Source organism: Chitinophagales bacterium, from assembly GCA_020636495.1.
Classification (GTDB): Bacteria; Bacteroidota; Bacteroidia; order Chitinophagales; family Chitinophagaceae; genus UBA5543.
On the sequence record JACJXQ010000008.1, the window covers coordinates 2,305,730 to 2,326,352 of the forward strand.

General features: G+C 44.1%; 16 protein-coding genes. 8 read left to right on the forward strand and 8 right to left on the reverse strand.

The genetic code is table 11. The features are described from left to right. Window positions 1–2: 2 nt before the first annotated feature. Together H6550_10190 and H6550_10195 are read right to left on the reverse strand one after the other, a co-directional pair. Window positions 3–2,255, reverse strand: a complete 2,253-nt coding sequence (locus H6550_10190; protein ID MCB9046494.1) for a T9SS type A sorting domain-containing protein — start codon at window positions 2,253–2,255, stop codon at window positions 3–5. 131 nt (window positions 2,256–2,386) lie between these two features. Further along, a complete protein-coding gene (locus H6550_10195; GenBank protein MCB9046495.1) occupies window positions 2,387–3,205 on the reverse strand; it encodes an SDR family oxidoreductase in 819 nt (272 codons plus the stop codon). A gap of 293 nt (window positions 3,206–3,498) precedes the next feature. Between H6550_10195 and H6550_10200 the strand changes: the two genes are divergently transcribed. Beyond that, complete coding sequence (locus H6550_10200; protein ID MCB9046496.1) at window positions 3,499–4,548, forward strand: PhoH family protein; 1,050 nt, start codon at window positions 3,499–3,501, stop codon at window positions 4,546–4,548. Window positions 4,549–4,620: 72 nt separating this feature from the next. Here H6550_10200 and H6550_10205 read toward each other — a convergent pair whose 3' ends face one another. From H6550_10205 to H6550_10225, 5 genes are all read right to left on the reverse strand, one after another. Continuing rightward, window positions 4,621–5,112, reverse strand: a complete 492-nt coding sequence (locus H6550_10205; protein MCB9046497.1) for a hypothetical protein — start codon at window positions 5,110–5,112, stop codon at window positions 4,621–4,623. Window positions 5,113–5,173: 61 nt separating this feature from the next. Further along, entirely contained in the window at window positions 5,174–6,217 is a 1,044-nt protein-coding gene (gene thiL, locus H6550_10210) for a thiamine-phosphate kinase (protein ID MCB9046498.1), read from the reverse strand. 4 nt (window positions 6,218–6,221) lie between these two features. After that, a complete protein-coding gene (locus tag H6550_10215) occupies window positions 6,222–7,004 on the reverse strand; it encodes an inositol monophosphatase (protein ID MCB9046499.1) in 783 nt (260 codons plus the stop codon). Window positions 7,005–7,012: 8 nt separating this feature from the next. Further along, window positions 7,013–8,464, reverse strand: coding sequence for a TolC family protein (locus H6550_10220; protein MCB9046500.1), 1,452 nt, complete (start codon window positions 8,462–8,464; stop codon window positions 7,013–7,015). A gap of 70 nt (window positions 8,465–8,534) precedes the next feature. Continuing rightward, window positions 8,535–9,008 (reverse strand): hypothetical protein, encoded by a 474-nt coding sequence (locus tag H6550_10225; GenBank protein ID MCB9046501.1) that lies wholly within the window; start codon window positions 9,006–9,008, stop codon window positions 8,535–8,537. 176 nt (window positions 9,009–9,184) lie between these two features. On the opposite strand from H6550_10225, the gene H6550_10230 reads away from it, so the two are divergent. The 3 genes from H6550_10230 (at window position 9,185) to H6550_10240 (ending at window position 13,994) form a co-directional block, all read left to right on the forward strand. Next, window positions 9,185–12,418 carry a PD40 domain-containing protein gene (locus H6550_10230; GenBank protein ID MCB9046502.1) on the forward strand — a complete coding sequence of 1,078 codons (3,234 nt, stop codon included), beginning with the start codon at window positions 9,185–9,187 and terminating at the stop codon, window positions 12,416–12,418. 22 nt (window positions 12,419–12,440) lie between these two features. Beyond that, window positions 12,441–13,631 carry a hypothetical protein gene (locus H6550_10235; protein MCB9046503.1) on the forward strand — a complete coding sequence of 397 codons (1,191 nt, stop codon included), beginning with the start codon at window positions 12,441–12,443 and terminating at the stop codon, window positions 13,629–13,631. A 78-nt stretch (window positions 13,632–13,709) separates the two neighbouring features. Beyond that, entirely contained in the window at window positions 13,710–13,994 is a 285-nt protein-coding gene (locus tag H6550_10240; protein MCB9046504.1) for a helix-hairpin-helix domain-containing protein, read from the forward strand. A gap of 3 nt (window positions 13,995–13,997) precedes the next feature. On the opposite strand, the gene H6550_10245 is transcribed toward H6550_10240, so the two are convergent. Beyond that, a complete protein-coding gene (locus tag H6550_10245; GenBank protein MCB9046505.1) occupies window positions 13,998–15,263 on the reverse strand; it encodes an FAD-dependent oxidoreductase in 1,266 nt (421 codons plus the stop codon). A 164-nt stretch (window positions 15,264–15,427) separates the two neighbouring features. Between H6550_10245 and H6550_10250 the strand changes: the two genes are divergently transcribed. The 4 genes from H6550_10250 to H6550_10265 all read left to right on the forward strand — a co-directional run bounded on the left by H6550_10250 (window position 15,428) and on the right by H6550_10265 (window position 20,596). Then, window positions 15,428–15,616, forward strand: a complete 189-nt coding sequence (locus H6550_10250) for a hypothetical protein (GenBank protein MCB9046506.1) — start codon at window positions 15,428–15,430, stop codon at window positions 15,614–15,616. Window positions 15,617–16,122: 506 nt separating this feature from the next. Next, complete coding sequence (metG, locus tag H6550_10255) at window positions 16,123–18,201, forward strand: methionine--tRNA ligase (protein ID MCB9046507.1); 2,079 nt, start codon at window positions 16,123–16,125, stop codon at window positions 18,199–18,201. A gap of 27 nt (window positions 18,202–18,228) precedes the next feature. Continuing rightward, a complete protein-coding gene (locus tag H6550_10260) occupies window positions 18,229–19,554 on the forward strand; it encodes an efflux RND transporter periplasmic adaptor subunit (GenBank protein MCB9046508.1) in 1,326 nt (441 codons plus the stop codon). Window positions 19,555–19,573: 19 nt separating this feature from the next. Beyond that, on the forward strand, window positions 19,574–20,596 hold the full coding sequence (locus tag H6550_10265; GenBank protein ID MCB9046509.1) for an NAD(P)-binding domain-containing protein: 1,023 nt from the start codon (window positions 19,574–19,576) through the stop codon (window positions 20,594–20,596). Window positions 20,597–20,623 lie beyond the last annotated feature (27 nt).

The window sequence follows — 20,623 nt, forward strand, 5'->3', positions numbered from 1 at the left end:
CGCTATCTCAATACAGTAACAGGTTGAACGCTCTTGTTTCCTCCTGACTGAATTATACAATAGTATGTACCCGAAGAAAGCTCATTTAATGAAAGACTGCAATTATTCTTATGACTATCGAAAGATTGCATTAACACCTGCTGTCCTGTTACTGATATGATCTGTACCATTACTGTGCCATCAGCAAAACTTTCATCCCATTTCACATTCAGGACATTACCTGCCGGGTTAGGATATACACGAACATTTTTATTACCTGCAACCCTGTCATTTACATGTACTTTGTAATCCTGTTTATAGAAATTCAGTCCACCAAGTACATTGCCGATTATCATCTCATAAAGATTGTCATTATCCTTATCAAGGTTGGCAAAGGCAGGTGCTGAACGCTTACCTACATTGATGTATGAGTATACAGAGTCTAACATAGTATACTGCGCTGGCATAGCTCCATTCTGAAATCCGTCAAAACGATACAGTTCACCCCATTCGCAACCTACAACCAGGTAATCAATTTGCGTGTTATCCATGGGTCCGATGTATGGAGCAGAATATGCATACGGCTCAAATGGATCTGATATCTTAACACCTCCGAGGTTAGCAGTTACGAACTTCACGTTCAAATTGCCGGAAACGCTTCCGAAATTGTTGTAGTAATAAAGATCCCCTAACTGGTTACCTGAAATAAGGTCCATCTTGCCATCATTGTCAATATCATATATGCATGGGGTTGCATAATCACCAACGTCAAGCGTTTTGAATGTGGTAAGATCTTTCATTAAACTATCAGCCAATACCCAAACAGGGGCAACAGTATCACTGGCTGCAGTGTTTTTGAAAAATGCGAACGTACCATCGCTACGACCTATTACGAGGTCATCGAGAGAATCATTATCAAGGTCGCCAATGGCCAACGCAGCCCCCATATAACCCATCGAATCAAGGCCAAGGAAGTCACTGTCCATTAATTCAAATGAATAAGACTTCGGATTGGAAGACGTGTTTCTGTAGTAGGCTATTTTGCTTTTATTCAATGATGTCTGATTTTGAAAGAACCCGTCCGAGCCTACAAAAAGATCCTTTTTCCCATCTTTATCAAAGTCATATAATACAGGATAAGATCCCATACCCATATCTATCATCTGGTCAACCAGGAAATTGTCGGACTGGTGTACGTAATTCTTATTGGCATTGCTGCCTGTATTCTTGTAATAGCTGATACAATTATAGTTTTCTGAATTGAGCGCTGTTGGTGTAAATAAAAGGTCGTCATCATTATCATGATCAACATCCAGCACAAATGCTGCTGGAAAACTGTGCATAACCATATCAACACCATTACCATTCCAGATAGTATCCTCATGGATCACAGAATCGTAACCCACCATATTTCTGCCATTGTAAAAGAACTGTATGTCTGAAAACGACTCATTGCCATTAAAATAATCCAGGTCACCATCGTTGTCCATATCTATCAGGCAAAGTGTATTACTACCGTGCGTGCCTTTATTTGAAGGGCTGCCACAGCCTTTGCAGGTAACACCCCATTGCGAACAACTGTAATTCAGTCCCACTTTACGTTCAAAGTTCTGGTAAGTACGTCCCCAACATTCATCCTTGACACATATCTTGATACTATCTTTGGGTAAACCATCTTCTTTCTGGCAGTTTCTATTGAATGTTATTTGTGTTCCCCACACATCATATGAGATAATATCTATATCACCATCATTATCCACGTCTCCGAATGCTGGTATTGATGCCGGTGCTACGTGAACATTTACCTGTCCAGTAGCATTGGTATAGTATAGGTCTTTGTAATATTTAAACTTTAACTGGCTATTGGAATAATACCCATAATATACACCTACACCTGCAAAACTTCTATGCACAAGGTCCACAACATCATCTTTATTGAAATCTATCAATGTAAAATAGCCATTCATTGCAGGGAAATTGGCTTCATAGGATGGATCATACCTGAAAGACGTAGCAGTTGTTGCTATTAAGGTCTTTACTCCTATATAATCTTCAAATAACACTATATCCTTAACACCATCCTGGTTAAGATCGGCCATAGCCAGTTGGGGCTTGTTAGCACCTCCTGTCCAGGGTAATGACATCGGAGATCCGTTCCGAGTAACTGGTGCATTCACATACTGACGAAAAACATCACCCTGCGATTGACCATAGGTATTGATAGTAAATAGGACCAACGCTGCAAACAGGCATACGTTTTTGAAATTATTGTTCATAAATGATCATTTAATTTTGTGAATCATATCTGCCACGCAATGAAATTACAAAAAATCAGCATGACACATTGTTACTTATGTAACTAACAAATATGATATTGGTCACCATATTCATAGACAGGTGCTTTTTACTAACCGTTGGTTTCATATTTTTTCAGGGGAGAGTTCGGCTCATTCAAAAAATGCCGGTAAGCACGCTTGTCTACAAAACCTGGCCAGATTCTATTGATAAAAACGGTCATTTTACCCATAAATGTCATAACTACCGACCTTTTACGCTTTTGTACTGCATCCAATATGATACCGGCGCACTCTTCAGCAGACATTAGTCCCTTTTCGTCCAGTGGGGTCTCGCCTTGCATACTACCGTCCGGGGCACGGGCAACATTCCTGATATTAGATGTAGTAAATCCGGGAGCTACCCACATAACATGTGTGCCTGTATGCAGCAATTCCGTTCTCAGGCATTCTAAAAAACCCTGGAGGGCAAACTTTGATGCCGCATATCCTGTACGGGCAGGCAGTCCCCTGTACCCTGCTATCGACGATACCCCAACTATGACACCTTTCTGCTTGAGTATATGAGGTAATGCCGCTTTGGTACAATATACCGAGCCAAAGAAATTAACATCCATAAGCTCTTTTATCACTGATACATTGGCATCTTCAAATAATGCTCTCATACTTATACCAGCATTGTTCAGCAATACGTCTACTTTACCCCACTTATCAACAACAGTTGTTACCAGTCTCTCGCAATCCACCTGGCTGGTTACATCAACAGGCATATATACCATCCTCTCTTTTGCTATGTTGCCATATAACTCCTCAAGCTTATTTATATTCCTGGCACATACTGCTACGCAGGCTCCCCTGTTCAAAGCATCAAATGCTAATGCCTTTCCTATACCAGACGAGCCTCCGGTTATAACTACAACTTTATCCTTCAATGTATACATTGCTCCGGTTCTGGATGTAAAAATAATACTTCATATGTAGCGATACTGATTATCAGGATTGTTTTTTGATATAAAAAAAGATATGCACAACAGGTTAATAAAAACAAACATCAATTTTCGTCTTTCAGCGTTTAAATGAATTAACTTAATGGAAGATGACAACAAGTACACATTACGACGGTTAACAACTACGACAAATAGAAATTGTTCATTTTTTGTTAACAGTAATTCATACCTGATTGTATTAAAATTGTATGATTAGTTAACACTAAAATAAAAGCACATTGACAGAAGCGATAATAAGTCTTGAAACAGTTAACCCGATCGAGTTCTTCGGTGTAAATAACAGCAAATTCGACATCCTGAAACGCAAATTCCCGCTATTGAAGGTGTTGTCTCGTGGCAGCCAGATAAAACTGGCCGGGCAACCTGAAGAGGTAGCAAATGCACAACTGCGCATCAGCCAGGTAATAAAATACCTGGAACGTAATGGCCATTTGTCTGAGAACTACTTTGCCGAAATATTGGGCGATGATGAAGAAGGGTCTGATTTTCTCAATAACGAGAATAACAGTACGAATGATATTATCGTTTTTGGTCCTAACGGCAAAGTGATACGTGCCAAGACACAGAACCAGAAACTACTGACAGGCGCTTCTGAAAAAAATGACATCATCTTTGCAGTCGGACCTGCAGGTACTGGTAAAACATACACTGCAGTAGCACTTGCTGTACGTGCATTAAAGAACAAAGCAGTCAGAAAAATAATTCTTACGCGTCCTGCTGTTGAAGCCGGCGAAAGCCTGGGATTCCTTCCCGGCGATCTCAAAGAAAAGATCGACCCTTACCTACGCCCTCTATATGATGCCCTGGACGATATGATTCCGTCAGATAAACTGAACTATTATATGGCCAACCGTATAATTGAGATAGCTCCGTTGGCATATATGCGTGGTCGTACCCTGGATAATGCTTTCATCATCCTTGACGAGGCACAGAACGCAACAGAGTTACAGTTAAAAATGTTCCTCACACGTATCGGGCCGTCAGCAAAAGCCATTCTTACAGGCGACCTAACACAGATAGACCTACCCAAAAATCAGAAATCAGGGCTGGTAAAAGCGGCCCGGATACTTAAAGATATTGACGGCATAGCATATATCCTCCTGGATGAGGCAGACGTAGTGAGGCACAGGTTGGTAAAAAGCATCATACGTGCTTATGACCAGGAGCAGGAAAGAGAAGAAAAAGAAGAAGAGGCTAATAAAGAACAATTCAGGAAATTGAAGGAGACCCGGCTGGCTGCGGAAAAAGACAAAGAAAAAGGTGAATAGACCAATAAAGAGCTGAAACAAAAATGGGGTGTCTTACGACGCCCCATTTTTTTATAATAATATTTTTTATTACTACCTTTTAGTACCTGAGAAGTTGGTGATCACCCTGTTACCGTCTACCATCTCATCGATAAGTATCTCAATTTTACCTTCTCCCAAATACTTGTAAGTAATGGTCTTACCGGGAGCATTGTTGATATACATGTGATCAAGTACAGCTTTACCGCTCAGTTTTTCCGGTTTACGGCTATAAATTATGGTTTCTATTGTTGTGGGTGTGTCTTCTCCTGAAATATAATAAACTTTTGCAGAGTCTATCCTTACAGGATCTGAGTTCACTTTGGTCTGGCCATCATAAGTTCCGATAAATTTATCTCCTGACGCTATCTCACACTGCGTACCCTGCCAGCCATCAGGGCAAAGGCAAAGTTCGCCATCACAAGTACCGCCGTTGCGGCACATCAGGGTCTTACAACTGTCATGAATGCAAGACGTATACGTAACAGTTGAGGCAATACCTAAGAATATACTCCCCGCCAGTAAAGAATGTTTCCAAAACTTCATAATGACTAAAATCGTTATTTACGGCAAAATACAAAAAATCCTGACTAATTATAGGCTGTGGTTATTTTTTTTCTCCGGCTATCGGGTTCCAGCCTTGTGCTATCAGGTCGTGAACATTACCGCCCTTGGTATGCAATTTCACACCGGTATCTTTACCGGTCATATAACCTATTGTATAAATATCCGTATGTACAGCCAGCTTTTCGTAATCATCCTGGCTGATGGTAAACAACAACTCATAATCCTCGCCACCATTCAGGGCACACATCGTCGGGTCTATCTGAAATTCATATGCCACCTCTCTTGTCTCATCATGGATAGGTATCTTATTTTCATAAAGCACGCATCCTACCCCGCTTTTATTACACAAATGCAATATCTCTGAGCTAAGCCCGTCACTGATATCTATCATAGAGGTTGGCATAATATCATGCTCCTGTAGCCAGGTAACAACATCTGTCCTTGCCTCGGGTTTTAATATACGTCCTACTACATGTGCTTTTTTTTGCAGGTCGGGCTGAACGCCGGGACTCTCCAGGAAAATACGTTTTTCCCGTTCCAGCAACTGTAGCCCGAGATAAGCAGCACCTAAAGTACCGGATACACACAACAGGTCTCCTTCTTTTGCACCTGATCGGGTGACATATTTATCCGGCGCTACTTCTCCTATCGCAGTCACACTGATGATAAGCCCCTTATCTGAGGAAGTGGTATCTCCTCCTACCAGGTCAACATTATATCGCTCACAAGCTGCATATACACCTTCATAAAACTCATCCAGTGCCTCTACCGAAAACCTGTTGGATATAGCAATACTCATTGTTATATGAGTAGGTGTTGCAAACATAGCTGCAATATCAGAGAGATTCACGACCACAGCCTTATACCCAAGGTGCTTCAGGGGGGTATACATCAGGTCAAAATGTATACCTTCTACCAGCATATCTGTACTGATAACCGTCTGCCTGCCAAACTGGTCTATTACAGCTCCGTCATCTCCAACCGACAATAAAGTACCCGCATTACGGGTCTCGTTATTCATGGTCAGGTGATCTATAAGCCCAAACTCGCCCAGCGAGGTTATTTCTGTTCTTTCTTCGCCCATATTGTCAAATATTACTTCTTATCAGTTTCAGCATATCTTCATGAATAATTCCATTAGTGGCCAGGGTCTCTTTATCGTCCACATCATACGGGTCTCCGTCAAAGTTGGTTATCTTTCCGCCTGCTTCTTCAACTATAAGGTAGCCGGCAGCAATATCCCATGGATTCAGATTGTATTCCCAGAATCCGTCAAAACGTCCACAGGCTACCCAACACAGATCTATAGCAGCGGAACCCAGCCTGCGCACAGGCAAACCTTCCATTATAAAACGCTCAAATACTTTTATAGGGTGAACATAGGATTTAGGCCATTTATATGGAAAACCCGTCACCAGGCATGCCTTTTTAAAATCCGCTTTCTTCGAGACAAAAATAGGTTCTTCATTCAGGAAAGCTCCTTTGCCCTTCTCTGCAAAGAACAACTCATTCATTATCGGGTTATATACCGTACCCAAAATCAGGACACCTTTATGCCTGATGCCAATACTTACACAGCATATAGGAATACCATGGGCGAAATTCACAGTTCCATCTATCGGGTCAATGATCCACTCATAGTCAGAGTCCTGTAGCAACTCGCCTACCTCTTCACTGATAACGGTATGCTCAGGAAATTCTCTTTTTATGATATCAATAATAGCTTTCTCAGCATGTTTATCTACTTCGGTCACAAGGTCATTAACCGTAGATTTGTTCTCTATCTTAAATACGCCCTGGAAATAGTGCTGTATAATAGCCCCTCCGGCCCGGACAGCTTCCAGTAATACATCCCTTAATTGATCATTCATGTTGGTACTTATAGTTTTATCTCGTTGCCGAGGTAATAATCAATGACCTTTAATTTAAATATAAGGTCATATTTTGCACTGGTCTTGTTGGCTGCAGCTCTGTACCAGTTATTTTTTGTCACCAGGTATTCTACAGTATTGGTCAGCCCCAGCTCATTACGTTTTTGTGCATATTGATAAGCTTTCTCTGCTGCTTCGGCAGCGCGTACAGATGACAGGTATTTCTGCAATGAATTACGTGCGTCATTCTGTGCTTTATATACATCCTGCTTCAGTTTCAGCTCTGCCTGGTCCAGGCTCAACTGCTGGTTAAGCATATTTATTTTTGCCTTACTTACATTCGTCTGTGCCGACCAGCCATTAAACAAGGGTATGTTCACCCCTAGCGAAATTGATTGCCTGAAGTTGTTGTCAAGTTGTTTGCCCAACGGCAGCGTACTGGTAGTAAATACCGGGCTGGCCTGGTACACCTGGTAGGCGCTTTTATTTACAGAATCATAAGCGAATGTACCCTGTACCGCATCATTTGTAACACCGGTAACGGTATAGTCCTTATTCAGTGTTGAATAGTTAGTACCAGCCTGTGCGCTCAACGATAGTTGCGGCAGCAATGCACCTTTGGCTGCCGAATAGCCTTTCCTTGCAGCCTTCAAACGCATTTCTGCAGCATACACGTTGGGCAGTTTCTTTTCTGCGGCTGCATAGATTTCTTCCGGTTGCAGGTAAGCATTGGCAAAATCATTATGTACATTTATATCCGGTATCACAGGTACAAATGTCTCTTCAAAATCCAGGTTCAACAGTGCTTTTATATCTAATAATGCTGCATTTTCTTCAGACATGGCGGCAATAAGGTTGGCGCTGTCTGTTGCTAATTGAGATTCAAGCTGCACAAGGTTTAGTTCGGGCAGTCTTCCAGCTTCCACAAAACTGCGGGTCTGTCCCAACTGTTCAGCCGAAACCTGCACTTGTTGCTCATTGATCTTCACCTGTTCCTGCGCCATCAGCAATCTCAGGAAGCCTGTTGCCACATTCAGCGAAACATCATTCTTCAGCTTTTCCAGGTCTTTATTGGCGGCCTCAAAGCTATATCTGCTCTGTGCTATGCGGTTGCGTTTCTGAAACCAGCCAAACAGCAGCACATCTGCATTACCGCTAAGGCTCATAAAGTCATAACTGCTGCCGTTAACGAATTGGTTAGTTGTCGGGTCGATAGAACGTCCGTAACTACGTCCATAGCCTGTAGAAACATTCACATTAGGCAATTGAGACAACCGGTTCTGTTGCAAGGTCAGCTTTTCCAACCTTGCGTTCAGTACATTTTGCTGTATAGATATATTATGGTCTATAGCATAATGCACCGCACGCTGCAAGGTCCATTCGCCATTGTTTTGTGCTGAAACACCTGAAACGGTAAACAATAAGATCAACAGGGCCATTGCCCTGAACATATGCTTCATGGTGCAAAAATAACTTAATTTAACTTCGTAAGAGATATAGTAATACACAGTTATGTGTTAATGCTTTTCTTTATTTTTTCTCATCAGTCAGTTCCTTGCAATCATTATCCTCTTCCTCTTCGGCTCCCGGTGTTTCTATGATTATCTGGGGAACAGTTCCCTGTGCGTTGCTGTTTTTCATAGCCTCCATATACTCCTTATACCCGCCAAACTGGGCCATAAGCTGGTAGCCTGTGCGGGAGAGTTTAAGTTTACCTGCATTACCAAAACCTGCTACAGGGTTCACCAGGCCGGAGTTGATCATCACCTCCCACAATCTTTCTGACTCTACATACGGTATCTTGATATTGGCATTTTTATAAATGTCCGTTTCTACATTCAGCGTATCTATATGAGAATTGTAGTACAGGGCTTTCAGCACAATGTCTATAATTGCGATATCAATATCATTCCTGTCAATAGGAGCTGCCTTTATCTCTGCCTTCTTCAGTTTATTGGCCCTGTTATGGTGCCTGGATAATTTCGTTACTCGCGCTTCTTTCATTATTATGTTATACCCGATAATAGAAGCTGCAATTTAGGCTTTATTAATGGTTTTCAGACTAACTGGCCGGCAGCCGCCTTAAAAGTAGCCATTTGAAGATTAGTTGCCTCACTCCCCCTTCTTTTGCCCCTGTACTCATCCGTCGCTTTTTCTATCTTTAACCCAAATTGTACCATATGTCTTTCAGAACATTATTGATATTATTATTGCTGCCCCTGAGTCTTTTAGCAGATGATAAAAAGAAGAAATGGGATATTGAGAACCCCGGAGGACCTCAGAAAGAAGTAGCCTTTACTGTTAACGAAGGCACGTGGATGAACCTTGACATCTCTCCTGATGGCAAACAGATAGTGTTCGACCTGTTGGGTGATATATACATCATGCCAGCTGCAGGGGGCAATGCTACAGTAATAAGGCAAGGAAAAGCCATGGAAGTACAGCCCCGTTTCAGCCCGGACGGTAAACAGATCTGCTTTACATCTGATGCAGGTGGCGGCGACAACGTATGGATAATGGACAGAGATGGGAAAAATGCCCGCCAGGTAACAAAAGAATCCTTCCGTCTGCTGAACAATGGCGTATGGACACCCGACGGTATGTACATCATTGCTCGCAAGCACTTCACTTCTACCCGCTCATTGGGAGCAGGAGAAATGTGGATGTACCATATTCGCGGCGGCAATGGCCTGCAACTGACCAAACGCAAGAACGACCAACAGGACGTGAACGAACCATGCGTTTCCCCTGACGGACGTTATGTGTACTACAGTGAAGATGTATATCCCGGTGGACATTTTGAATACAACAAAGACCCCAACAACCAGATATTCGTCATTAACCGCTTTGACAGGAAGAAAGGCACTACAGAAAGAGTAACCGGCGGACCGGGTGGTGCCGTGCGCCCGCAGGTATCGCACAACGGGAAACTACTGGCCTTTGTTAAAAGGGTAAGAACCAAAACTGTTTTATTCCTGCGCAATATAGAAACAGGCGACGAATGGCCTGTTTACGACAAACTATCAAAAGACCAGCAGGAAGCATGGACCACTTTCGGCATTTATCCCGGCTTCGCTTGGACGCCTGATGACAGCCACATCATTATATGGGCGGGAGGTAAGATCATGAATATTGATGCGAATGCTGTGAACAAAGCGACAGTGATACCTTTCTCCTGCGATGTAAACAATAAGATATCCGAAGTAGTAAGGGTGAAACAAGATATAGATAAAGATGAGTTCAAAGTACATGTGATCCGCCAGGCCGTTACATCACCCGACGGCAAATACCTTGTCTTTAGTGCGCTGGGACATATCTACAAAAAGCAACTACCCAACGGTACACCCGAACGTATCACTACTTCTGAAGAGCTTGAGTACGACCCTTCATTCTCTCCTGATGGTAAATATCTTGTTTATACTACATGGAGCGATGTTGCCGGGGGCAGCATCTGTAAAGTAAAAACGGATCGCGGCAACCCAGAAAGGCTGACCACTAAGAAAGGTATCTTCCGCACTCCTTCATTTTCGCACGATGGCAAATGGCTGGTGTACGAACGCGAAGGAGGCAGCAACATACTCGGCCCCGCGCACACTTCAAAACCCGGCATCTACTACATGCCTGCCGATGGTGGCGACGAAACTTTTGTCACCAATAGTGGCAGCGAACCTTCTTTCAGCAAAGACGATAAACGTATCTACTACCTCTCAGGTGGAGGGCTTGAAAAATCATACAACTGGTGTAAGACAGACGGAGAGGATGAGCGCACTATATTCACAACAAAATACGCACAACATTTCACCGTATCTCCCGATGAACAATGGATAGCCTATACCGACCTGTACCAGGTGTACATAGCGGCATTCCCACACACGGGCAAAGCTATCACTATCGGCAGCGACAGTTCAGACTTTCCCCTGAGACGTGTGTCAAAAGATGCGGGGTACAACCTGCACTGGAGTGGCAACGGGAAAATGCTGCACTATACCCTCGGAGGTCAGTACTATACCATCAACCTTCAGGACCTGTTCGAATTTGTTGGTGGCAAACCTGACTCCTCTTTTAGTATTCCGGCAAAAGGCACTCCTGTTGGTTTAATAGCGAAAACAGACAAACCACAGGGTAAGATCGCCTTTACCAACGCCCGCATCATCACTATGGAGAAAGACGGTGTGATAGAGAATGGCACCATCGTAATAGAAGGCAACAAGATAATAGCCATTGGCAAAACCGAAGAAATGACCATACCCACAGGTACAAAAGAAATAGACTGCAGCGGTAAAACCATTACACCCGGCTTTATTGATGCGCATGCACATGCGGGGCATTTCCACTCCGGCATTGTGCCCGAAAAGCATTGGCCATATTATGCCAACCTTGCTTATGGTGTCACTACCATGCACGACCCTTCTGCCAACAGTGAATTTGTATTTGCACAAAGCGAGATGGTGAAAGCAGGTAAAATGGTAGGACCGCGTGTATTCTCTACTGGCACGATTCTGTATGGTGCCGATGGCGACTTCAAAGCTGTTATTAATTCATTGGACGATGCTAAAAGTGCCTTGATACGTACCCATGCCTTCGGGGCGTTTAGTGTTAAAAGCTACAACCAGCCACGCCGTGAGCAACGCCAGATGGTGATAGAAGCCGCACGCGAACTAAAGATGGAAGTAGTACCGGAGGGCGGTTCCTTCTTCTTCCACAACATAAGCATGATACTGGACGGACACACGACAATTGAGCACAACCTGCCCATCGCACCGTTGTACGATGATGTAGTACAGTTGTGGAAACGCTCAGAAACGGCCAATACACCTACGCTCATTGTATCATACGGCAGCCTGAGCGGCGAGTACTACTGGTACCAGCACAGCAATGTATGGGAGAAAGAAAGACTGTTACGCTTTACTCCACGCTCTGTAATCGACACCCGCAGCCGCCACCGTGTTATGGCACCCGAAGAGGAGTATGAGAACGGACACATACTGGTATCTGAAAGCCTTAAAAAGCTCAGCGATGCGGGCGTCACCATCAACATGGGAGCGCACGGGCAACTACAGGGCCTTGGCGCGCACTGGGAAATATGGATGATGGCACAGGGCGGAATGACACCGATGGAAGCATTGCGTACGGCAACTGTTAACCCGGCCAAAAGCCTGGGATTGGACGAATATGTTGGCTCATTAAAACCCGGCAAACTGGCCGACCTGCTTGTGATGGACAAAAACCCGCTGGACAATATCCGCAATACAGAAAGTATTAAATACACTGTGGTAAATGGCCGCCTGTACGATGCCGAGACGATGAATGAAGTGGGCAACTATGATAAAAAACATTCTCCTTTCTATTGGGAGCTGAATAAAAATGCAGGTTCATTCCCCTGGTACGAAGCAGAGACGCATGGGGATGATTAGAAAAGCTAGACCTTAAAAAAACATGTCCAAATACATTATTGCCATATTACTCTCGTTGCTTGTGCATACTGTTGGTGTTGCTCAAGACCTGCAAAGGCTTGAAGAAGACCTCCGGCAGACATATATAACGGATACTAAAGCTCTGACAAAAAAGGCTCATAAAATATATACTATTGACCCTCTGAATGAAATCGCAACGTGGTACTTAACCTATTCTTATCTGTATATTGGCCAAAAGGATTCATTAGATGCTTTATATGCCCGCTTAATTAGAGTAGATACAAATAGCCCGGCTCCATATATCATGCGGGCAAAATATCAATACATAGAGGCTAATTACTCCACTGGTGATACACAAATGATATATGAACTGCAAAAGGCCATACGGCTGGATAGTAATAATTATGAGGCCAATCGCTTATTAGGTGAGGCTTATTATAGGTCGTTTAATAAGAAACAGGTGATTGATTATGCCAGACAGAGCAGGTTTTATCTCATTCGTGCAACCCGCTTGGAAAAGCATACTATAGAATATTATAAATACCTAATAATTCAATTGTCTACACTTTTAGGTGATGATGAAACAGTGAAATACTACAATGAAGTTACAATTGCCACTGACATAGATAGTATGGGTATCCCTAAAAGCAACAAATACTATTTCCCTTATCAATATGTAGTATCGCTTAAGAACGATTGGACAACAGACAGCACATACGATGTACTAAATATGATTGATGGCGTAAAATTCACTTTAGAATGGTATTCAGCTCAATTGTGTGCATTAGAAGAACCATTGTTGTATAGATATAAAGACACTATTGCTTATCGTTTTACCTGGCTGCGGACCTTTCATCATCCAATTGCTATCAGGATAGAGAACTACCATAACACATACGGTCTGTATTGGAAAGTTGCGAGTGGCGCAGGTGGATATGAACCGGGCAGCATAATCATTGACAGAAAGAGAGAACTTACAAAAGAGGAGTGGTTACGATTTACTCACTTAATCAATAGCTGCAATTTCTGGGATATGCCTTATAAAAACCAACGTATGGGTACTGATGGCGCCGAATGGATAATGGAAGGAATTGAGCAAGGCAACTATCATGTTGCCGAAAGATGGTCACCTGAAAAGTCAGCTTATAAGGAATGCTGTCTTTATTTACTTAAATTAACAGGAATGAAAATCAGTAAAGCAGATATATACTAGGGATAATCCCCCCACTCGTCCTCGTTTGAAAAGAGAATGTACAGGAACGGCGATTGCAAAACCCCACACAACATACCAATGACCAAACAAGCAGCAATAAAAGAGTTATGCATCATTCCGGGGGTTGGCAAGTCCTTAGCTACCGACCTCTGGAATATAGGCATACGTTCTCTTGCAGAGCTTAAAGGGCAAGACCCTGAACTACTTTACCATCGCTCCAATCAATTTGCAGGTACCCTGCAAGACAGGTGTGTACTGTACGTATTCAGGTGTGCGGTCTATTTTGCAGATACCCCTGCCGACCAACGCGAATCCGAAAAACTAAAATGGTGGAACTGGAAAGACAGCCTGTTGCATAAATAACCACTATACCACCATATGGTCACCTATCACTTCACTAAGCGCCAGCCCCCAGTGTGGTATCTTGCCGCCCAGCGTATAATACATCTGTTTGAAACCCATTTTGAGCGCATACGCGGTCACCCCCGTTTCCAGGTGATTCTCATGACCGCCCCACCACTCGTTCGTGCGCATATAAAATCCTTTTATACCGCCCATATCTCCCATACACAGCAGTTCAAATTCAAGCGGTTTTATCTCCCCCTTTATAATGCCCAGTTCTTTGCCTATGGTATTGGCCAGCACCTCTGCTTCCATATGCCCCAGCGAGCCTATCTTGGGTACGGTAACAGATGCCGCATCGCCTACGGCAAAAATATTAGTATAGTCAGGGTTGCGCATATACAGGTCGGTAACCACAAACCCCATATCATCTGTAAATGGTAATTCTTTCAGGAAAGGGTGCGCCTCCCAGTCGGGGAACATGATAGCTATTTCAGCTTCCTGTGTCGATCCGTCGTTAAACTCTATTCCTCCATCATATACTTTCTTTATACCGTTGGTATTGGCCTTATAGTTATACCCCATATTAGCCATCATGGGCAGCAGTTGATTCAGTATGGTCTCACCTGCGTCTTCTGCTATCACTTTAGCCGGTGTAGACAGGTAAATGGTAGAGGCATTACCAATGTTTTTCTTTTCCAGCCAATGGGCCAGGGAGAATGACAGCTCTACGGGAGGCCCCTCACAAGCTGTCATCGCCACGGGCAATCCTTCAGGCAGCTTATCACTTTTACCCTGGTGAAACACATCCGATGTGATCGCTATCGGACCGCCCTTATAGTCATTGTGCAGGTACCTCCGCAATCTGTTACCCAGGAAGGTATCCGTCACACTGTGTCCGTTCTCGCTGAACCCGTCTATTTTATCATAGGCCAGGCGATTACCTAATGCTACAACCAGGTAGTCATACTGTATCTTCCTTGTCGGGTGGCCGGGCCGCTCGTTAGGTTGATAATATACTGTATTGGTATCTGCATCTATCGTCAACACCTCTGCCTGTATAAAACGGCTGCCATCATGCTCTAAAAACGACATGAACTTATAATGCAGGTCAATATCCGGATTCACATTCGCCAGTACCTGCAACGGTATATTGGGCACGAAAGTGAGCAACGACTTACGGTCTATGATCGTAATATCAGCATGGTCTTTCACCACAGCATGAATATACCTGGCAGTTGTAAGGCCGGCAAAGTTGCATCCGAGTATTACTATATGAGGCTTCGCCATGTTCTTTGCTTTTTGTGTATAGCGGATTATTTTATCATCCAAAAATACCCGTACTGCATTCCTAATATGATGACTGCTATCAAAGCTGTTTATGACAAATGTCAGTTTACTACATATTCCTTTTAAATAAATTGCAATGTGTAACTAAAAAAAGCATATATGAAATGAAACGCGCCGGCAGAATAAATAAAGAATGGCACCTGGCTCACCCCATGCCCCAAAATGCCAATACCGGTCAACGTATAGCATGGCACCTGGAACATATAAAACATTGTTCCTGTCGTGGCATTCCCGAAAAGCTGCTTGAAGAAATGAAGAACAGGGGTATTATGATACCTGCCGATAAAAAGTAAATACCCCCGGTAGCACCATCAACTTAAACTTGACAAAACAAACAATTTTACTTATTTTTGCTATATTAATAACAGCTGCCATGACACGACATTTTATATACTCCTGCATGACACTACCCGCCCCCGGCGGGATTTTTTATACCTGTCTTTTCTTTTTATTTCCATTTCAGGGAAACAAAAAGAAACAAAACCTCGCACATCATTCATTTACAACACATTACAAATATGCCCGTCAGAATTACAGGAAACAAAACCAGTCAAAATGGAAACAAAACACGGAACAACAGGAACAAATAAGCGTAACAGGGACGTACAATAGAGGTCTCCCCTTTAGGGGGATAGGGGGAAAATTCAGCACAATACCTATTTAAACCAGACATCCTTATCAACCGATTACCTCATTAACATATTAACCTTATCAACTAATTAACCTTTTACTCCCCTTAACCCACCATCACATGCTACATATTGATTATCTTGCACCCTCAAATACAGAGACTTACAGAATGGAATATAAACGGTTACTTGTAACAGCTGCGCTACCCTATGCTAATGGCCCGATACACATCGGCCACCTGGCAGGCTGTTTCCTTCCGGCAGATATATATGTTCGCTACCAGCGTGCTCAGAAACGTGACATTAAATTTGTTTGCGGCAGCGATGAACATGGTGTTCCCATAACCATACGCGCCCGCAAAGAGGGCATCACACCGCAAGATGTGGTAGACAGGTACCACGCCATGATCAAGGATAGCTTTGAGCAGATGGGCGTCTCTTTCGACATCTACTCGCGCACCAGTAGCGACACCCATCGCGAAACCTCGCAGGCATTCTTCAAAAAGCTGTATGACGATGGTGTATTTGAAGAAAGGGAAAGTGAACAATACTACGATGAAGAAGCTAAGGTATTTCTGGCAGACAGGTATATCATAGGCACCTGCCCGGTATGTGGTAATGAAAATGCCTATGGCGACCAGTGTGAAAAATGCGGTAGCAGCCTCTCGCCCGAACAATTGAAGAACCCACGCAGCGCACTCAGCAACGCTACTCCGGTGAAACGCAGTACCAAACACTGGTACTTCCCGCTGAACAAATATGAGGGTTTCCTGAACGAATGGATAGTAAAGGGCAAAAAGGACGAGTGGAAAAGCAACGTATACGGCCAATGTAAAAGCTGGCTGGATAATGGCCTGCAACCCCGTGCCATGACCCGCGACAGCGACTGGGGCGTACCTGTACCACTACCGGGTGCCGAAGGAAAGGTTTTATACGTTTGGTTCGATGCGCCTATCGGTTATATTAGTGCTACTAAAGACCTTACTCCGCAGTGGGCCGACTACTGGAAGCAACAAGACACCAAGCTGGTACACTTTATCGGTAAAGACAATATCGTGTTCCACTGTATCATATTCCCTTCTATGCTCAAGGCTCATGGCGATTTCGTATTGCCCGACAACGTGCCCGCCAATGAGTTCCTCAATATTGAAGGCGAAAAAGTATCTACTTCCCGCAACTGGGCGGTATGGGTACATGAGTATCTGCAGGACTTCCCCGACCAACAGGACATATTGCGTTACGTGCTTTGCGCCAACGCACCCGAAACAAAAGACAATGACTTTACCTGGAAGGATTTCCAGGACAGGAACAACAGCGAACTGGTAGCTATATACGGCAACTTCGTCAACCGCACCTTCGTATTGATGCACAAACTATGTGGTGGCCGTGTACCTGCACTGCATGCTGACGTGATGGACGAGGCAGACAACGAGCTGATAAAAGCTATCAAAGAAGCCAAAGAAGCCGTTGAGAATGGCCTGGAACGGTACAAGTTCCGCGATGCGCTATACGAAGTGATAGACCTGGCTCGCAAGGGCAACAAGTACATGCAGGACAAACAACCGTGGATAGTAGCCAAATCGCTGCAAGAGAACTCGGACAACCAGAAGCTGATAGACAACTGCCTGCACCTTTGCCTGCAGTTAACAGCCAACCTGGCCATCCTGTCCAACCCCTTCATGCCATTCACTACACAAAAGCTGCTGCACATGATGAAAGTAGTAGATAAGATGCTGGAATGGGAGAACGCCGGAAGGACAGACTTGCTGAAAGTGGGCTATCCGTTGCGTGCACCTGAATTACTCTTCAAGAAAATAGAAGACGAACAAATGAAAGAACAAATAGAAAAACTGCATAATGCTGCTACTGCCAATGCACCTGCCGCTGAAGAACCTGCGACACCAACGCACACACCAATTAAACCGGAAATAGTATATGACGATTTTGCGAAGATAGACCTGCGTGTTGGTACTATCATCCATGCCGAAAAGGTGGAAAAGGCGGATAAGCTTTTGAAACTGGAATTAGATATGGGCTTTGAAAAAAGGACGGTTGTTTCAGGTATAGCCATGCACTTTAAGCCTGAAGATATTATTGGCAAACAAGTAACGGTGGTAGCCAACCTGGCACCCCGAAAAATGCGCGGTATTGAAAGCAATGGCATGATACTCATGGCCGATGACGCTAACGGGAAACTGGTGTTTGTATCTCCGGTTGAGGGGGCTGCACCGGGTAGTGAGGTCAAATAATTAACTTTACACCATACAATCAGATACATGAACAAGAAAAAACTCTGGTGGATAGTAGGCGGTTCGGTTGTTTTACTGGTGGTGCTCATCATCATTGGTAAAACCACCGGCAATAAGGGCGTCAAGGTAGCTGTAGAGGCCGCCGCCCCGCATACAATTATCGAAACAGTAACAGCCAGTGGTAAGATATACCCTGAAACGGAAGTAAAAATTGCACCTGAGGTAAGCGGGGAGATAACAGAACTGAATGTAGAAGAAGGTGACAGTGTATTCAAAGGAGAAGTACTGGTCAAGATCAACCCAACTATCTATTCTTCGCAGGTAACACAGGCTGCGGCAAGTGTAGCTGAAACAAAGTCGCGCGCACAGAATGCCGAGCAAATGGCAGCACAGGCTAAAGCCACTTTCGAACAACAGAAAGCGCAGTTTGAAAGGAATAAAAAATTGTACGAAGACAAAGTGATCTCTGCGCTTGAATTTGAACAGGCAAAGTCCCAGTACCTCGGAGCAAAGGCAAGCTACGAAGGCTCGTTGGCCAGCATGCAGGGCGGCGGTTACAGTGTTGATGTAGCTGCGGCTAACCTGTCACAGGCGCGCGAGAACCTGAGAAGGACAACGATAGTAGCACCCGTTACAGGTGTGGTATCACTGCTGAAAGTGAAACTGGGCGAACGCGTGGTGGGTACAGCGCAAATGGCGGGCACCGAAATGCTGACCATTGCAGACATGCGCAGGATAGAAGTTCGTGTAGATGTTAGCGAAACGGATATTGCTAAAGTGAAGCTGAACGATACAACAACAATAGTGGCTGATGCCTACCGCAACCGCAAATTCACTGGTGTGGTTTCTAAAATAGCCGTATCCAGCACTTCTGCATCCAATGCACTTAGCACCGACCAGGTAACGAACTATACCGTTCATATACTGATACTGGAGAACAGCTACCAGGACCTGAGTACTGAGTTGCAGCGGGGTCGCTTTGTGTTCAAACCGGGCATGAGCTCATCGGTAGAGATACAAACAAGAAAAGACCCTAATACACTGGCCGTACCTGTTAATGCGGTAACTACCCGCGAATGGCCGGACAGTGTAAAGAAGGCGATGGATGCAGCCGGTATCGACGAGATACGCCAGGTAGTATTCGTGTACGATAAGAAAACAGAAAAAGTATCCATCCGCGATGTAAAGACAGGTATACAGGATAACGAATACATACAGATAAACGACGGGCTGAAAGAAGGAGAACAAGTTGTGATAGCTCCTTACGGTGCTATAGCACGTACATTAAAAGACAAATCAACAGTAACAGTAGTAGATAAAGACAAACTGTACGAGGCCAAATCGTCTGATTAATAACATAACTGAATAAGGATTGAGTAATAACGTACTGGGTAAAATAGGATTGATAGGTAACGGTAGCTGGGGCACCGCAATAGCCAAAATACTGACAGATAATGGCCATAGCATACATTGGTGGGTAAGGAACGAAGAGGCTGCCAACAGCCTGCAGACACGCTACCAAAACCCACACTACCTCACATCCGTACGCTTCCTGCCGGAAACGATTACACCTACCAACGATCTTGAAGAAGTACTGAGCGAGTGTACAACGGTGATAGTATGTGTACCTTCTGCATATGTACAGGGTGTAATTGAAAGTGTGGACCCCAAACTTTGGGCTGACAAGAATGTAGTTTCTGCGATCAAAGGCATTCTGCCAGACAGCAACCTGTTGTTGAATGACTATATGAGCAAGAACCCGTCATTCAATATGAACAGGTACATGGCTGTTACCGGCCCCTGCCATGCCGAAGAGGTGGCAGATGAACGGATCTCTTACCTCACCTTCTCAGGACTGAATGACGAACTGACTACTGCGATGGCAGATGCTTTCCGAAATACCTATATATATGCTACTACCAACCATGATATATGGGGTGTGCAGTTTGCAGCAGTACTAAAAAACATATATGCCGTCGGCGCAGGCATGGCACATGCACTTGACTATGGAGACAACTTCCTGAGTGTGTACATTACCAACTGCTACCGTGAAATGTATCGCTACCTGGATGCACATTTCAGGCAGGTACATCCATCAGACGAGCACCCTGACTTTCATACCAGCGCATACCTCGGCGACCTGCTGGTAACCTGCTACTCGCTGCACAGCCGAAACCGTATGCTGGGTACCATGCTGGGCAAAGGCTACTCTGTCAGGAATGCAATACTGGAAATGAACATGGTAGCAGAAGGTTACTATGCGGCAAGAGGCATGCAACACATAGCTAAAGAATACAAGATCGATATTCCCATTGCTACAGCTATATATGATGTACTATGGAATCACAGATCACCCGCAGAGACCTTCCTTGATATGGAAAAGACTCTATCTTAACTACTTTTATTTATCTACTCAATACAT

Excerpts from the sequence above, each read along its gene's own strand:
- thiL (MCB9046498.1), bottom strand. The coding sequence starts at position 6,217 with ATGGGCGAAGAAAGAACAGAAATAACCTCGCTGGGCGAGTTTGGGCTT.
- H6550_10190 (MCB9046494.1), bottom strand. The coding sequence starts at position 2,255 with ATGAACAATAATTTCAAAAACGTATGCCTGTTTGCAGCGTTGGTCCTA.
- H6550_10220 (MCB9046500.1), bottom strand. The coding sequence starts at position 8,464 with ATGAAGCATATGTTCAGGGCAATGGCCCTGTTGATCTTATTGTTTACC.
- H6550_10225 (MCB9046501.1), bottom strand. The coding sequence starts at position 9,008 with ATGAAAGAAGCGCGAGTAACGAAATTATCCAGGCACCATAACAGGGCC.
- H6550_10205 (MCB9046497.1), bottom strand. The coding sequence starts at position 5,112 with ATGAAGTTTTGGAAACATTCTTTACTGGCGGGGAGTATATTCTTAGGT.
- H6550_10240 (MCB9046504.1), top strand. The coding sequence starts at position 13,710 with ATGACCAAACAAGCAGCAATAAAAGAGTTATGCATCATTCCGGGGGTT.
- H6550_10235 (MCB9046503.1), top strand. The coding sequence starts at position 12,441 with ATGTCCAAATACATTATTGCCATATTACTCTCGTTGCTTGTGCATACT.
- H6550_10260 (MCB9046508.1), top strand. The coding sequence starts at position 18,229 with ATGAACAAGAAAAAACTCTGGTGGATAGTAGGCGGTTCGGTTGTTTTA.
- H6550_10230 (MCB9046502.1), top strand. The coding sequence starts at position 9,185 with ATGTCTTTCAGAACATTATTGATATTATTATTGCTGCCCCTGAGTCTT.
- metG (MCB9046507.1), top strand. The coding sequence starts at position 16,123 with ATGGAATATAAACGGTTACTTGTAACAGCTGCGCTACCCTATGCTAAT.
- H6550_10245 (MCB9046505.1), bottom strand. The coding sequence starts at position 15,263 with ATGGCGAAGCCTCATATAGTAATACTCGGATGCAACTTTGCCGGCCTT.
- H6550_10215 (MCB9046499.1), bottom strand. The coding sequence starts at position 7,004 with ATGAATGATCAATTAAGGGATGTATTACTGGAAGCTGTCCGGGCCGGA.
- H6550_10250 (MCB9046506.1), top strand. The coding sequence starts at position 15,428 with ATGAAACGCGCCGGCAGAATAAATAAAGAATGGCACCTGGCTCACCCC.